The sequence below is a fragment of the Bradyrhizobium sp. U531 genome (genome assembly GCF_051710265.1).
Taxonomy (GTDB): Bacteria; Pseudomonadota; Alphaproteobacteria; order Rhizobiales; family Xanthobacteraceae; genus Bradyrhizobium.
Genome location: NZ_JASVEN010000001.1, coordinates 1,909,547 through 1,924,990 on the forward strand (window position 1 = coordinate 1,909,547; position 15,444 = coordinate 1,924,990).

A 15,444-nucleotide genomic window follows, 5' to 3' on the forward strand; every position below is an offset into this window, starting at 1 on the left:
CGGCCCGCTCAGGACCGGGCGACCGGCTGCAGCGGGACCAGGGCGTAGCCGACACCGCGCACGGTCGCGATCGGCGCGGCCACTCCGTCGAGCTGCATCTTGCGGCGCAGCCGCACGATCAGATTATCGACCGTGTGCTCGCTGATCTCCCTGGGATCGCGGTTCGAGATGACGTCGAGCAGGAAATCGCGGCTGAGCGGCTGCGTCATGCGCGAGGCGAGCGCGGCGAGGATGTTGAACTCCCCCGCGGTCAACTGGACCATGCTGCCGTCGGGGCGGAACAGCTCGCGCCGGACCGGATCGAGGATCCAGCCGTCGAAGGTGATGATCTGCTCCGTCGTCCGCCGCAGCACGCTGCGGATGCGCGCCAGCAGCGTACGCAAATTGATCGGCTTGGAGACGTAGTCGTCGCCGCCGGCATCGAGCCCCGACAGCATGTCGTCCTCGGAGTCGCGGCTGGTGACGAAGATCAGCCCGCATTGTTCGCCGAGCCGCAGCTCGCGCGCCAGCGCGATGCCGTCGGCGTCCGGAAGGTTGATGTCGAGCAGGACGATGTCCGGCCGCAGCGTGGGCAAGGTCGTGCGCAGCTCGGCGCCGGTCGCGACGCCATGCGCGGTCATGCCCTGCTCCTTCAGGAACGAGGTCAGCATCAGCCGGATTTCCGGCGCATCCTCAACAACGAGCACACTGGTCGACATCGACTTTCCGAACTCACTTCTGACGGCCGCACGGGGGCCGCGGCACCTCAACCGACGGCGCCCTGCTCCTTCAACACGAGACCGATCTGCCGGCGGAGTGCGTTGACGGCCTCGTCCCGATCACGAAGACCCGCCAGCACGGTCCTTGCGGCGATCATCGCATCGTCCGCGCTGGCGGCAAGTTCGGACATGCGCAGATTGGCCGCGCTACCCTTGATGCGGTGGGCGATCCCCGCCAGCTCCTTCGGCGTCAGATCGCTTCGCGCCAGCGCGCGGTCGAGCTCCTGCAGGCTGTCGGCAAACATCTCCTGGAATTCGTCGATGCGATCGCGCCCGAACACCTCTTCGAGCGTGAATGCGCTGTCGGGAGCTTCCGCGGCGAGGAACGCCTCGATCTTCCAGGCGATCTCGTCAGCAGGCAGCGTCGCGGCCAGCAGGAGATCGGCGCCTTCCTCCAGCAGGCGGGCGCCCTCCTCCGGTGCGGCCGCCGCGATGATGAAGACGCGCTTGCCCTGATCCGGAGCACGGGAACGTAGCGCCTCTACGAATCCGGGCGGCGGCGCGACCGCGACGATCGCCGCGAAGTCGCGCGCCGTTAGCATGGCACCGGCGGCCTCGAACGAGGCGGCCGGGAAAACGCGAAAACCGAGGCGCCGGAGCGGATCGTGCGCGGCCTTGTGCGCATCGCCCACCACGAGGACATCACCGCCGGCGTTGAGCAGAGCGCCGGGCCCGGCCACGGACCAGCGCCGGCTCGTCAGCGCAGCCTCGATCGTGCGATGCAGGGCCGCAACATCGATCGGCTTGGCCAGATGACCGTCCATCCCCGCCGCACGGCAGGCCTCGACATCCTCCGCCATGACGTTGGCGGTCAAGGCCACGATCGGCACGTTGCTTTGCGGCGAGGCCAGATTGCGAATTCGCCGCGTGGCCTCCAGCCCGTCGACGTCAGGCATCTGCAAATCCATGAGCACAGCGTCGAAACGCGCGCTGCGGACCAACTCGATCGCCTGCTCGCCCGACTTGACCAGCGCGATCCGGTGACCTGCCCGCTCGAGGATACCGCGCGCGACGGCCGCATTGATCTGGAGATCCTCGACCAGCAGCAGGTTCAAGGGCCTCGCCGGCGCGAGCGCCTCCGCCGCCGCATCGCGCACGGCCGGCCCGTCGGCGGCCGGCAGCGGCAACGAGAAGCGGAAGCGGCTGCCGAGCCCCGGCGTGCTCTCGGCTTCGATCTGCCCCTTCATGCCCTCGACGAGCCGCTTGCAGATCGCAAGGCCCAGGCCCGTACCGCCGAAGCGCCGGCGGATCGAGGCATCGCCCTGTTCGAAGGATTGAAACAGCCGGGCCTTTTGCTCGGGCGGAATGCCGATGCCGGTATCCTCGACACAAAAGACGACAATCGCCTCGTCCTGCACGCGCACCGCGGAGACCTCGACCGTGACACCTCCCCGGCTGGTGAACTTCAGGGCGTTGCCGATCAGGTTGAAGAGAATCTGCCGCAACCGCGACTGATCGCCCAGCACCCAGCGCGGCACCGCCGGCGAAATCGCAAGCTGCAGTGTCAGCCCCTTCTCATGCGCGCGCGGCGACATCAGGTTGACGATCTCGCGCAGACCCTGCCTGACGTCGAACGGCGAACGTTCGTAAATATCGGCGTTTCGCTCGAGCTTCGAAATATCGAGGATGTCGTCGAGAATCTTGAGCAGCCCCTGCGCCGAGGAGCGGATGGTCGAAACCCGCCTGCGCTGGGACAGCGGCAACGGATCATCCAGTGCCAATTGCGCCATGCCGAGAATTCCGTTCATGGGCGTGCGGATCTCGTGGCTCATGACGGCCAGGAAGTCGGCCTTGACCTTTGCTGCCGCCTCCGCGGCGTCCTTGGCTTCGCGCAAATCGAGGTTGATCTGCTGCTCGCGCGCGATGCGCAGATATTCCTCGCGCCTGAGACGGTTGAACTGGGTGCGCGCCATCGCACCGACGACGTAGCCGACCAGGATGACCAGCACGATGATGGTCAGGTCGAGCGGACTCTCCGGATCTGGCCTGAGCACCGCCCAGAACAACAGGCTGACCGTTGGCGCATAGGCGCTCAGCAGCGCGACCCAGCGGAATCGCCCGGGGACGCAGAGGTTGAGAGCGATGGCGATCAGCGGCAGCAGCAATCCGCCGTGACGGGTCAGGCTGGGCTGGTTGAACACCAGCGCGTTCAGCGAGAAGAACGCAATCTGGTGCACATAGGTGACCGCGACGATGCGGTCGTATCGGGTCGTCCGCAGCACCGCCAATACGGCGGCAAGCCCCGCGAGTGCGATCAGGATCCGGATCTCGATGAAGAATGCCAGCCGCGGGCCGGCCAGCATCAGGACATCCAGCGGCGCGAACGACAGGCTCGCGGCCGTCTCGGCGAGGATGCAGAGCAGCGCCATCGCCCGCGCCGACCGCCAGGCGCTCGCGGAGAACACCTCCTCCATCTTGCCGTCACGAAATTCGCCGCTCGGCCCTATGCCCCCGCGAAGGTCGAATTCTACCGCCGGCATTCCGGCCCTTCTCCTCGCACGCCAACCACGCGCCTCCTTTGCAGGAGCACCTCGCGCTCGTCCAGCGCCAATTCCGCCGCGCCCCGCGCGCCGCGTTCACGATCAACCGCCGTTGATGATCAGGGCAATCGCATGTGGGAGGTTACGCTTGAGCGCCGTCTCGAAGGACGAGGCGCGCGCTCAGGTCCCGCCCCGAAACCCGGTCGCCAGTACGTAGCGCTCCGAGGAATCCTGCCGGCTCGCCGCCGGTTTGACGTGGCGCACGGTGGCGAAGTCGCGCTTGAGCTGGGCAAGCAGATCGGCGTCCGCGCCGCTCTGGAAGGTCTTTGCCAGGAACGCGCCGCCAGGCTTGAGCACGTCGCAGGCGAACGACGCCGCGGTTTCGACCAAGCCGACGATGCGGAGCTGGTCGGTCTTGCGATGGCCGGTGGTGTTGGCGGCCATGTCGGACATCACGACGTCGGCGCCGCCGCCCAGCATCGCCGTGAGCTTCTCGGGCGCGTCATTGTCCATGAAGTCGAGCTGCGCGAATTCGACGCCGGGAATCTCGGGCATCTCGAGCAGGTCGATCGCGACGACCTTGCCCTTGCCTTCCACCGATCCGACGCGTTTCGCGGCGATCTGGCTCCAGCCGCCGGGCGCCGCGCCAAGGTCGACCACGGCCATGCCGGGTTTCAGGATCCGGAACTTGTCGTCGATCTCCAGCAGCTTGAACGCGGCGCGCGAGCGATAGCCCGCCGCCTTCGCCTTGGCGACATAGGGATCGTTGAGCTGGCGTTCGAGCCAAAGCTTTGACGACAATTTGCGCTTGCCGCCGGTCTTGACCTGAACGTGCAAGCGGCCGGTGGTGTCTTTCGCCATCTCACCAGCTCCTGAGCGCGCCGTCCTCGCGCATCATCTCGACCAGCATGCCTTCGCGCAGGCCCCGGTCGGCGACGCGCAGGCGCGGCAGCGGGAAGGAGCGACGGATGGCATCAAGGATGGCGCAGCCCGCGAGCACGAGATCGGCGCGCTCGACGCTGATGCAGCTGTTGTTCGCGCGCTCCTCGTAGCTCATGCCGAGCAGCTTGTTGATGGTCGCGGTGATGTCGGAATCGTTCATCCAGATGCTGTCGATGCGGCGACGGTCGTAGCGTGCGAGATTGAGATGGATGCCGGCGAGCGTCGTCACCGTGCCCGACGTGCCGAGCAGATGCATGTCGGCGAGATCGCCACCGTGTACTTCCGCGAAAGGCGCGACGTGGTTTGCGACCTCCTGCTCCATCGCGGCGTAAATCTCGGGCGTCACGTCGCGGCCGCCGAACTGCTCGGCAAGCGTCACCACGCCATAGGGGATCGACATCCAGGCCTTGATGCGCGGCTCGGGATTTTGCGCGTCGCGCTCGATCCGCACCAATTCGGTCGAGCCGCCGCCGATGTCGAACAGGATCGCCCCCCGTCCCCTGGGGTCGACCAGCGGCGAGCAGCCGACCACGGCGAGCGCGGCTTCGGTCTCGCGGTCGATCACCTCCAGCTCGATGCCGGTCTCGGCCGCGACGCGGCTGCGGAAGCCATCCGCGTTCGAGGCCGCGCGGCAGGCTTCGGTTGCGATCAGCCGCAGCCGGCGCGCCTTGCGCAGAGTGATCTTGTCCCGGCAGATGCTAAGCGCCGCGATCGCCCGCTCGATCGCCGCTTCGCTGATCGAGCCGGTCGCAGAGACCCCCTCCCCGAGCCGGATGATGCGCGAGAAGGAATCGACGACGCGAAAGCCGTCCTGGGTCGGACAGGCGATCAGCAGCCTGCAATTGTTGGTGCCGAGGTCCAGCGCCGCATAGACGCCGGTTCCCGCTTGCGCGGGGACGGTCGGCTCGGTGGCCAATGCCACCGCCGCCATCGACCCCTCCAGCTCACCGTGCGGCGCAAGGCCGTCGCGGAGCCGCGTGTGGTCATTCATACAAACTGTCTTTCCGCGGCCGGTCGGGCCGGTCTGGAATTGCTTTTTCGCCTGAAATATTAGCAGCGCGGCGGGTATGCGCAACAACGCATCACATGGGACCATGCCCATTCGTGCGTTGTCGTGAACGGGGTGGTGGGCTATTTTTGAAGAGTCCGGTCCTCCAAGCGTCCCCCAAAACGCGCATCTGCCGGCTTTTCAGGTCAATTCCATGCAAGAACACGCCAAATCGTCCACGCTCGAAAACGCTATTGCACTGCAAAAATATGGCGTCGGGCAGCCCGTTCGCCGCAAGGAGGACGACACGCTGGTGCGCGGCAAGGGCCGCTATACCGACGATTTCAACCTGCCCGCCCAGGCCTATGCCGTGGTCGTCCGCTCCACCCATGCCCATGGCACCATCCGTGGCATCGGGATCGATGCCGCCAAGGCGATGCCGGGCGTGCTCGGCGTATGGACCGGCAAGGATCTGGACGCCGCCGGCTACGGCCCCTTCACCTGTGGCCTGCCGCTGAAGAGCCGCGACGGCTCGCCCCTCCTGCAGACCAACCGCCAGCCGCTGGCGACCGACAAGGTCCGCTTCGTCGGCGATCCCGTCGCCTTCGTCGTGGCCGAGACGCTGGCGCAGGCCCGCGATGCCGCGGAGGCGGTCGAGCTCGACATCGAGCCGCTGCCGGCTGTGACCGACCCCGAGGAAGCCGCCAAGCCCGGCGCGCCGCAGCTTTACGACCACATCCCGAGCAACGTCGCGCTCGACTACCATTATGGCGACATGGACAAGGTCAACGCGGCCTTCGCCAGCGCCGCCCATGTCACCAAAGTCGACATCGAGAACACCCGTGTCGCCGTGGTCTCGATGGAGCCCCGCGTCGGCCTTGCCTCCTACGACAAGAAGACCGAACGCTATACGTTGCAGGTCCCGACGCAGGGCGTGGCCGGCAACCGCGCCAACCTCGCCAAGAACCTGAAAGTGCCGAACGAGAAGGTGCGCATCCTCACCGCCAATGTCGGCGGCTCCTTCGGCATGAAGAACATCAACTATCCCGAGTACATGTGCATCCTGTACGCGGCGAGGGAATTGGGAAAGCCGGTGAAGTGGCTCGACGAGCGCTCGACCAGCTTCCTCTCCGACAGCCACGGCCGCGCACAGAAGATCCACGCCGAGCTCGCGCTCGACGCCGAGGGCCATTTCCTTGCGGCCAAGCTCGAGGGCTATGGCAATCTCGGTGCCTACATCACCGGCGTCGCGCCGGGCCCGCTCTCGCTCAACACCGGCAAGAACTTCTCCAGCGTCTACCGTACACCGCTGATGGCCGTCGACATCAAGGTGGTGCTAACCAACACCACGCTGATGGGCGCCTATCGCGGCGCCGGCCGGCCCGAGGCGAACTATTACATGGAGCGGCTGATCGACCGCGCCGCCGACGAGATGGGCATCAACCGGCTCACGTTGCGCAAGCGCAATTTCATCAAGCCGAGCCAGATCCCGTTCGCGGCCTCCTCCGGCGTCACCTATGACAGCGGCGACTTCCAGGCCGTGTTCAACAAAGCGCTGGAAATCTCCGACCACGAGAACTTCGCCAGGCGCAAGAAGGAGAGCAAGAAGGCCGGCAAGCTGCGCGGCATCGCCGTCGGCTCCTATCTCGAGGTCACCGCGCCGCCGAGCCCCGAGCTCGGCAAGCTCGTGTTCGATGCGGACGGCACCGTGCAGCTCATCACCGGCACGCTCGATTACGGCCAGGGCCATGCCACGCCGTTCGCGCAGGTGCTGAGCGCGCAGCTCGGCATCCCCTTTGACGCCATCAAGCTCGTTCAGGGCGACAGCGACATCGTCCACACCGGCAACGGCACCGGCGGCTCGCGCTCGATCACCGCGACCGGCCAGGCCATCGTGGGGGCCGCCAAGCTCGTCATCGAGAAGGGCAAGCGCGCCGCGGCGCACATGCTGGAGGCGTCGGAAGCCGACATCGAATTCGAAGGCGGCAGCTTCACCATCGCCGGCACCGATCGCAGCATCGACATCATGGAGCTTGCCAGGAAGCTGCATGACGGCAAGGTGCCCGACGGCGTGCCTGACAGCCTCGACGTCGACCACACCAGCGATCCGGTCGCCTCCGCCTTCCCGAACGGCTGCCACGTCGCCGAGGTCGAGATCGACCCCGACACCGGCGTGGTGCAGATCGTGCGCTACAGCGCGGTCAACGATTTCGGCACGGTGATCAACCCGCTGCTGGTCGCGGGCCAGCTCCATGGCGGCGTCGTGCAGGGCATCGGCCAGGCGCTGATGGAGCACATCCGCTACGACGAGAGCGGCCAACCGATCACGGGCTCGCTGATGGACTACGCCCTGCCGCGTGCCGAGGACGTGCCGAACATGACCGTCGGCGATCATCCCGTGCCCGCCACGACCAACCCGCTCGGCAGCAAGGGCTGCGGCGAAGCCGGCTGCGCCGGCAGCCTGTCGACGGTGGTGAACGCCGTGCTCGATGCGCTCTCGGATTACGGCATCAAGCATATCGACATGCCGCTGACCTCGGAGCGCGTGTGGCGCGCGATCCAGGACGCGAAGGGCAAGGCGGCGTAAGGGCAGCATCTCTCCGTCGAACATGGCAGCATCGGCAATGGCAACATGCTGCGGCGACTGAAGATCGTATTCCATTATTTCCGAGCCAACGCCGCTATGCGGCGCGATCAATTCGATCGCGCCGCGGAACGGCTGAGCAAGGTGTTGGAGCTCGAGCCCGGCAATCCGTACGCTCACCATGACCGGGGCGTGGCGCTGCAGGGAATGGGAAACTACCGCGGATCGATCGCCGACCTCGACAGATCCATCGCGATCGCTCCACGCCTGGCGACCGCCTACAGCAGCCGCGGAATTTCCTGGAAGTTCTTGGGCGATTTCGATCGTGCCATTGCAGATCAGCTCGCAGCCATTGCGCTATCTCCGCGCCTCAAAGACGCCCATACGGAGCTTGGAGCCGCCTATTTCTGCAAGCACGATTTTGACAGCGCGGTCCGCAGCCTGACGACGGCGATCGATCTTGCGCTCAAGGAACCCAATTGCCTCAAGCAGCGCGGCCTGGCTCACTTCTGCCGCGGAGATTTCAGGGCCGCGATCCCGGACCTGCAACGCGCCTTCGAGGTCGCGAACGACACCTACGCCTTGCTCTTCCTGCATCTTGCCCGCGCCAGGACGGATGAGGATGCGGCGACGACGGCGCTGGAGACGGACGCAACCAAGGTTAGGATCTGGCATTGGCCGTCGGCTGTGGTCGGCTTCTACCTCGGACGGGTCGCGGCCGATACGATGCTCGCGGCCGCCGGCACACCCGATGATGCCGGCGAAGCACAATTCTATCTGGGGCAGTGGCATCTGCTCCGCGGTGAGCACGCGGAGGCAAGGACGGCATTGCAGGCGGCCGCCGAGGCCTGCCCGCCGTGGTTCAACGAACATGTCGCAGCCGTCGCGGAGTTGCAGCGGCTGGGGTGAGTGGTCTCGCGGTGGCTGGCCTGCGCCGTCGCCTCCACACCCACAACTGTCATCACCCGCGAAGGCGGGTGATCCAGTATTCCAGAGACGGCGGGGCTAGAACCGAGGAGCCGCGGCGTACTGGATGCCCCGCCTCCGCGGGGCATGACACCGCGTTTGGAGTGAGACCTCGAACGCCGTAAGTACTCTAGACGCTATAGCTCCCTACGCCGCCGCCTGCTCACGCGGCTGGTAGATCGCGGTGTGCTGGCAATGCGCCAGCGCGGTGGTGCCGTTGGCGACGACGAGCGCGTCGAGCCCGACGAAACGGTGCCCCTTCTTCTCGTAGTTCGCGATCACCCTGGCCCGCGCGGTGATCTCGTCGCCGGCGCGCGCGGCGGACAGCAATTGCATGCGGCTGCCGACGTGGATCCACGGACCCAGGACAGTGTTGTCCACCAGCACGCGGTTCATCACGCGCTGGATCAGGCCGGGATGGCCAAGCCCCTCGCGCGCGAAGATCGGATCGTTCTCCCTGACATCGGCGAGATAGTCCGCGGCATCCTGCCCGGCCCAGCGGCGCGGAATCGTGCCCAGCCATTTGCCCATTTCGAAGGTCGCAGGACTGACCGGCTTGCGCTCGGCCACGGCGGGGACCGCGACATAGTCGCTCAAGGACACCGCCGGCGCAGCCGCCGGCAGCGAGGCCGTCCCCGTCGCGCACAGCTCGGTCCGGCTGAATACCTCGATCGTCAGCAAGCCGTTGTGCTCGGTCGCATCGACATCGGCGGTCTCGCCGTCATAGACCGGCTTGATGAAGCGGGCCTCGATCAGGCCACGCGACAGGAAATCGCGGCCCCAGCGCGCGATCGGCACGTGCATCATGTAGGCGAAGACGTCGACGCCCGGGACCAGCCCGCCGGAAAAGCCGAAGCGACGCGCCACATTGTCGTCGTGCATCTTGTTTTCGGATTGTTTGGCGGTGTTGTAGGCTTCGACGCGGTAGGTTTCGAGCCGGTCCGGCATGGCTGGCGTTCCCATATTCTTGTTGTTTCGGGGCCGATCGTAGGCCCCGGGGAACAGCGGTCAATCCCCTCGCCTTTGCGGCCCGAATGGGGTACCACGCGGCGGAATGACCGATACCCCCACCCGCATCTATGTCGACGCCGACGCCTGTCCGGTGAAGGATGAGATTTACCGCGTCGCGCTCCGGCACGGCGTGCCCGTCAGCGTCGTCGCGGGCAACTTCATCCGCGTGCCCCACGATCCCCTGATCGAGCGCATCGCCGCCGGCAGCGGCATGGACGCCGCCGACGACTGGATCGCCGAGCGGGCCAGGGCGGGCGACGTGGTCATCACCTCCGACATTCCGCTGGCGAGCCGCTGCGTCAAGGCCGGCGCCGACGTGATCGCGCCGAACGGCAAGCCGTTCACCGAAGAATCGATCGGCATGACGCTGGCGGTGCGCAATCTCATGACCGATCTGCGCTCGGCCGGCGAAGTCACGGGCGGCCCGCGCTCGTTCGCAGCCCGCGACCGCTCCACCTTCCTCTCGGCGCTCGACCAGACGCTGCGCCGGATCCAGCGCCGTCGCGCCGATCAGGCTGCAACACATCAAGGCTGACGATGGCGCCCCCGCTGATCCAACTCAAGGACATCAAGCTGACCTTTGGCGGCACGCCGCTGCTGTCGGGCGTCGAGCTCAATGTCGCACCGAGCGAGCGCGTCTGCCTGATCGGCCGCAACGGCTCCGGCAAATCGACGCTGCTGAAGATCGCGGCCGGCCTCGTCGAGCCCGACGGCGGCACGCGCTTCGTGCAGCCCGGCGCCACCGTGCGCTATCTGCCGCAGGAGCCTGATTTCGGCGAGCACAAAACCACGCTCGCCTATGTCGAGTCCGGGCTCGCGGGCGGCGACGACCAGCACCAGGCGCGCTATCTGCTTGAGCAGCTCGGGCTCACGGGCGACGAGAACCCGCACAATCTCTCCGGCGGCGAGGCACGCCGCGCGGCGCTGGCTTTTGTGCTCGCGCCCTCGCCCGACATCCTGCTGCTGGACGAGCCGACCAACCATCTTGATCTCGCCACCATCGAATGGCTGGAGCAGGAGCTCGACTCCAGGCGCAGCGCGCTCGTCATCATCAGCCACGACCGCCGCTTCCTGACCAATCTGTCGCGCTCCACAGCGTGGCTCGACCGCGGCAGGATCAAGCAGATCGACCGCGGCTTTGCCTCGTTCGAGACCTGGCGCGACGAGGTGCTGGCCGAGGAAGAGCGCGACCAGCACAAGCTCGATCGCAAGATCGTCGACGAGGAGCACTGGCTTCGTCACGGCGTCTCCGGCCGCCGCAAGCGCAACGTCAAGCGGCTCGCCAATCTGCATACGCTGCGCGACCAGCGCCGCAATTATCGCGGCACCGCCGGCACCGCCAGTCTCGCGGCGAGCGAGGCGGAGCAGTCCGGCAAGCTGGTGATCGAGGCCAAGGGCATCAGCAAGGCCTATGGCGAGCGCAAGATCGTCGAGAACTTCTCGACCCGCATTCAGCGCGGCGACCGGCTCGGCATCATCGGACCGAACGGCGCCGGCAAGACCACGTTGGTCAATCTGTTGACGGGCGGGGCGCAGCCCGACTCCGGCACCGTGCGATTGGGAGCCAATCTGGAGACGGCCACGCTCGACCAGCACCGCGAGAGCCTCGATCCCAAATCGACGCTCGCGGAGGCACTGACTGGCGGCCGCGGCGACCAGATCATGGTCGGCGGCAGGCCGAAGCATGTCGTCGGCTACATGAAGGACTTCCTGTTCGCGCAGGAGCAGCGCGGCACGCCGGTGGAAGTGCTCTCCGGTGGTGAGCGCGGCCGATTGATGCTGGCGCGCGCACTGGCAAAGCCCTCGAACCTGCTGGTGCTGGACGAGCCGACCAACGATCTCGATCTCGAAACCCTCGACGTGCTCGAGGAGATGCTCGGCGACTACGACGGCACGGTCATCCTGATCAGCCACGACCGCGACTTCCTCGACCGGGTCGTCACCTCCGTGATCGCACCGGAGGGCAACGGCAAGTGGACCGAATATGCCGGCGGCTATAGCGACATGCTGAGCCAGCGTGGCGCGGATCTGAAGCGCGAGACGGCAAAGGCGCAACCGCCTGCGGAGAAGAAGGAGGAGCGCGCCATAGCTCCCTCCTCCGCGCCCAAGCGCAAGCTCAGCTTCAACGAGAAGCACGCGCTGGAGACGCTGCCGAAGAAGATGGAAGCGTTGCAGGCCGATATCGCCAGGCTGCAGCGCGTGCTCGACGATCCCAATCTCTATGCCAAGGATCGGAAGAAATTCGACGATACGTCGGCCGCCATCGCCAAGGCGCATGACGAACTGTCTGCCGCCGAAGAGCGCTGGCTTGAACTTGAAATGCTTCGCGAAGAGATAGAACAGGCATAATCAATGACCACTCCCCTCGCCGCAAAAATCGCCCGTGAATACGGCACGCCCTGCGCCGTCATCGACATGGAGCGGGTCGAGCGCAACATCGCGCGGATCCAGAAGGCCTGCGACGGTGCCGGCGTTGCCAATCGCCCGCACATCAAGACGCACAAGAATCCGAGCATTGCCAAGATGCAGGTCGCGGCCGGCGCCAAGGGCATCACCTGCCAGAAGATCGGCGAGGCCGAGATCATGGCCAATGCCGGCATCGACGATATCCTGATCAGCTACAACCTCCTCGGCGAGGAGAAGATGGCGCGTCTCGGCGCACTGAATGCCAAGACCAACATGACGGTGGCCGCCGACAATTCGACCGTCGTCGCCGGCCTGCCCAAGGCCGCCGCGGCGTCCGGCCGCCCGCTTTCGGTCGTGGTCGAGTGCGATACCGGGCGCAAGCGCGCGGGCGTCGAGACGCCGGCGGAGGCGATTGCGCTGGCGCGCGAGATCGCGGGATCGAAGGGATTGGAGTTTGCCGGCTTCATGATGTACCCGACCGAGACCGGCTGGGGCGACGCACAGAAATTCCTCGACGAAGCGCTGGCCGGCGTGCGCGCGCACGGACTCGATGCCAAGATTATCTCCACCGGCGGTACCCCGAACTTGAAGAATATCGGCAAGCTCAAAGGCGGCACCGAGCACCGTTTCGGTACCTACATCTACAACGACCGCATGCAGGTCGCCGCGGGCTCGGCGACCTGGGACGACTGCGCGCTGCACATCTATTCGACCGTGGTGAGCCGCGCCGCGCCCGAGCGCGGCATCCTCGACGCCGGCTCGAAGACGCTGACCACGGACACCGGCGGCCTCGACGGCCACGGCCTGATCCTGGAGCACCCCGAGGCCAAGATCGCCAAGTTCGCCGAGGAGCACGGCTTCCTCGACCTCTCCCGCAGCAACACCCGCCCGAACGTCGGCGACGTCGTCCGCATCGTGCCGAACCACGTCTGCGTCGTCGTCAACATGATGGACGAGGTGGTGATGGTCCGCGGCGAGGAAATCATCGGCACGCTGCCGGTGGCGGCGCGCGGGAAGTTGCGGTAGGGGCTGCGTAGGATGGGTAGAGCGCAGCGAAACCCATCATGACTAGCGCAAGGCTTCAGGTGATGGGTTTCGCTGCGCTCTACCCATCCTACAAGTTAAGCCGCGCCAACACACCCCTGCCCGCCGCAGCGCCGGTAGCAAACGAGGCCTGCAGCAGATAGCCGCCGGTCGGCGCTTCCCAGTCCAGCATCTCGCCGGCGGCGAACACGCCCGGCAATTTACGCAGCATGTAGCGGTCATCGAGCTCGTCGAAGGTGATGCCGCCCGCCGTCGAGATCGCACGCTCGATCGGGGCGACGCCGGTGAGCTGGACCGGAATGGCATTGATCAGCTCTGCAAGCTCGGCCGGCGAGAACGCTGCCAGCGTCCGGCCGGACGCGATGGCCGCCTCCTGCATCAGACCGATGCCGACCGGCGATAATTGCGCGGCCTTGCGCAGGAAGTTCGCGAGCGATTGCTTGCCGCGCACCCCCGATAGCCGGGTCGTCAACGCGGCGGCGTCGAGGTCGGGCCGCAATGCGATCGAAAGCCGCGCCTGCCCGAGACCCAGCACCGCCTCGCGCAGCTCCGCCGACAGCGCGTAGATCGCGCCGCCCTCGATTCCGCCTCGCGTGATCATCGCCTCGCCGCGCACCGTATGCGCACCGATCGTCAACGCCACGCCCTTGAGTGGCTGGCCCTCGAAGCGATCGCGGAACACATTCGACCAGGCGACCGTGAAGCCGGAATTGGCCGGCCGCAGCTTCGAGATGGCAACGCCTTTGGCAGCGAGGAGCTCGACCCAGGAGCCATCCGAGCCGAGCCGCGGCCAGCTTGCACCGCCAAGCGCGATTACGGTCGCGGCGGCAACGACGGGCACGACCCCACCTGGCGTGCGAAACTGTAGCCGCCCCTCGCTATCCCAGCCGGTCCAGCGATGGCGGAAGGCAAACCGCACGCCGCTGGCATCGAGCCGGCGCAGCCAGGCGCGGAGCAAGGGCGAGGCCTTGAACGCCCTCGGAAACACGCGGCCGCTGGTGCCGACGAAAGTCGGCTCGCCCAGTGCTTCGCTCCATGCCCGCAACGCGTCCGGCGAAAAGGCATCGATCGCGGCTTGCAGCTTCGGCGCCGCCTCACGGTACCGCGCCATGAACTGGGCGAGCGGTTCGCTGTGGGTGAGATTGAGCCCGCCGCGGCCCGCCATCAGCAACTTGCGCCCCGCTGACGGCATCGCGTCGTACACGGTGACGCGCGCGCCGCCCTGCGCCAGCACTTCCGCCGCCATCAGCCCGGCGGGACCGGCACCGATGACGACGACGTCCGTCAGAGCTTGATCCCCGCCCGTGCCGCCGCCTGCGCCACGTATTTCTGAGTCTGCTCGAACGCGCCCGTCAGCGCCCTGGCCTTCGACATGTCGCTGATCTCAGCGAAATGCGCGGCGACCGCGTCAGGCGTCCATTCGGCCTCCGGCAGGTTGATGCCTTCGCTCTCCAGGATCTTGATGACCGCGAAGGAGCCGGCACCGGCGCCCATGATGGTGCGGGTCGGCGCGTCCTCGCTCAGCATGTACTCGACCGCGGGCGTGATCGCGTTCGGCTTCATCAGCTGCAACGCCTGCGGCGGCAGCAACTCCTCGGTCATGCGGGTCGCCGCCGTCGGCGAGATGATGTTGACGCGAATATTGGTCTTGCGGCCCTCTTCCGCGAGCACGTTCATCAGGCCGACCATGCCGGATTTCGCAGCGCCGTAATTGGCCTGGCCGAAATTACCGTACAGGCCGGAGGACGAGGTCGTCAAAACGATGCGGCCGTAATTGCGGTCGCGCATGCCGGCCCAGGCGGCCTTGCAGCAATAGAAGGTGCCGACGAGATGCACGTCGAGCACCTTCTGGAAATCGGCGGCTTCCATCTTGCCGAACGACTTGTCGCGCAGGATGCCGGCATTGGCGCACATCAAATCTACGCTGCCCCACTCCTTGGCGGCGCGCTCGACCATTGCAGTGACCTGTTCGAAATTGGAGACATCGGCGCCGTCGGCCATCGCGGTGCCGCCCGCCTTGCGGATCTCCTCGACCACGGCTTCGGCCGGCGACAGCGAGCCGCCGCTGCCGTCGCGCGCGCCGCCGAAATCGTTGACCACGACCTTCGCGCCGCGGCTGGCCAAGCCCAGCGCATGCGCCTTGCCGAGACCATTGCCTGCGCCGGTGACGATGGCGACGCGTCCGTCGAACCTGATTGCCATTGTGTCAAAATCTCTATTCTTCCCTTCTCCCCTTGTGGGAGAAGGTGGCGCGAAGCGCCGGAT

The 15,444-nt window shown here is 66.5% G+C and carries 12 protein-coding genes; 5 read left to right on the plus strand and 7 right to left on the minus strand.

Translation table 11 applies throughout. From position 1 onward, the window contains the following. Positions 1 to 8: 8 nt before the first annotated feature. The 4 genes from QRQ56_RS09455 to QRQ56_RS09470 form a co-directional block, all read right to left on the minus strand. On the minus strand, positions 9 to 698 hold the full coding sequence (locus QRQ56_RS09455) for a response regulator transcription factor (protein ID WP_438739272.1): 690 nt from the start codon (positions 696 to 698) through the stop codon (positions 9 to 11). A 47-nt stretch (positions 699 to 745) separates the two neighbouring features. Continuing rightward, positions 746 to 3,238, minus strand: a complete 2,493-nt coding sequence (locus tag QRQ56_RS09460) for an ATP-binding protein (protein ID WP_438739274.1) — start codon at positions 3,236 to 3,238, stop codon at positions 746 to 748. 180 nt (positions 3,239 to 3,418) lie between these two features. Next, positions 3,419 to 4,099 (minus strand): RlmE family RNA methyltransferase, encoded by a 681-nt coding sequence (locus tag QRQ56_RS09465; RefSeq protein WP_438739276.1) that lies wholly within the window; start codon positions 4,097 to 4,099, stop codon positions 3,419 to 3,421. Between the two features lies 1 nt (position 4,100). After that, positions 4,101 to 5,171, minus strand: coding sequence for a Ppx/GppA phosphatase family protein (locus tag QRQ56_RS09470; protein WP_438739277.1), 1,071 nt, complete (start codon positions 5,169 to 5,171; stop codon positions 4,101 to 4,103). A gap of 211 nt (positions 5,172 to 5,382) precedes the next feature. Here QRQ56_RS09470 and QRQ56_RS09475 point away from each other — a divergent pair, with 211 nt between their 5' ends. Both QRQ56_RS09475 and QRQ56_RS09480 read left to right on the plus strand, forming a co-directional pair. After that, the gene (locus QRQ56_RS09475; RefSeq protein ID WP_438739279.1) at positions 5,383 to 7,755 is read left to right on the plus strand and encodes a xanthine dehydrogenase family protein molybdopterin-binding subunit; all 2,373 of its coding nucleotides are present in this window, start codon (positions 5,383 to 5,385) and stop codon (positions 7,753 to 7,755) included. Between the two features lie 45 nt (positions 7,756 to 7,800). Then, positions 7,801 to 8,661, plus strand: a complete 861-nt coding sequence (locus QRQ56_RS09480) for a tetratricopeptide repeat protein (RefSeq protein WP_438739280.1) — start codon at positions 7,801 to 7,803, stop codon at positions 8,659 to 8,661. Between the two features lie 204 nt (positions 8,662 to 8,865). Here QRQ56_RS09480 and QRQ56_RS09485 read toward each other — a convergent pair whose 3' ends face one another. Next, positions 8,866 to 9,666, minus strand: a complete 801-nt coding sequence (locus QRQ56_RS09485) for a hypothetical protein (RefSeq protein WP_438739282.1) — start codon at positions 9,664 to 9,666, stop codon at positions 8,866 to 8,868. Between the two features lie 106 nt (positions 9,667 to 9,772). On the opposite strand from QRQ56_RS09485, the gene QRQ56_RS09490 reads away from it, so the two are divergent. The 3 genes from QRQ56_RS09490 to QRQ56_RS09500 are packed head-to-tail and all read left to right on the plus strand — an operon-like array spanning position 9,773 to position 13,161. Next, positions 9,773 to 10,264, plus strand: coding sequence for a YaiI/YqxD family protein (locus QRQ56_RS09490; protein WP_438739284.1), 492 nt, complete (start codon positions 9,773 to 9,775; stop codon positions 10,262 to 10,264). A 2-nt stretch (positions 10,265 to 10,266) separates the two neighbouring features. After that, positions 10,267 to 12,078, plus strand: a complete 1,812-nt coding sequence (locus tag QRQ56_RS09495; RefSeq protein ID WP_438739285.1) for an ABC-F family ATP-binding cassette domain-containing protein — start codon at positions 10,267 to 10,269, stop codon at positions 12,076 to 12,078. A 3-nt stretch (positions 12,079 to 12,081) separates the two neighbouring features. Further along, the gene (locus QRQ56_RS09500; protein ID WP_438739287.1) at positions 12,082 to 13,161 is read left to right on the plus strand and encodes a D-TA family PLP-dependent enzyme; all 1,080 of its coding nucleotides are present in this window, start codon (positions 12,082 to 12,084) and stop codon (positions 13,159 to 13,161) included. Between the two features lie 88 nt (positions 13,162 to 13,249). Here the strand turns inward: QRQ56_RS09500 and QRQ56_RS09505 are convergent, their stop codons facing one another. Then, positions 13,250 to 14,467, minus strand: a complete 1,218-nt coding sequence (locus tag QRQ56_RS09505) for an NAD(P)/FAD-dependent oxidoreductase (RefSeq protein ID WP_438740130.1) — start codon at positions 14,465 to 14,467, stop codon at positions 13,250 to 13,252. After that, positions 14,464 to 15,381, minus strand: a complete 918-nt coding sequence (locus QRQ56_RS09510) for an SDR family NAD(P)-dependent oxidoreductase (RefSeq protein ID WP_438739289.1) — start codon at positions 15,379 to 15,381, stop codon at positions 14,464 to 14,466. The genes QRQ56_RS09505 and QRQ56_RS09510 overlap by 4 nt, the downstream gene beginning before the upstream one ends. Between the last annotated feature and the right edge of the window lie 63 nt (positions 15,382 to 15,444).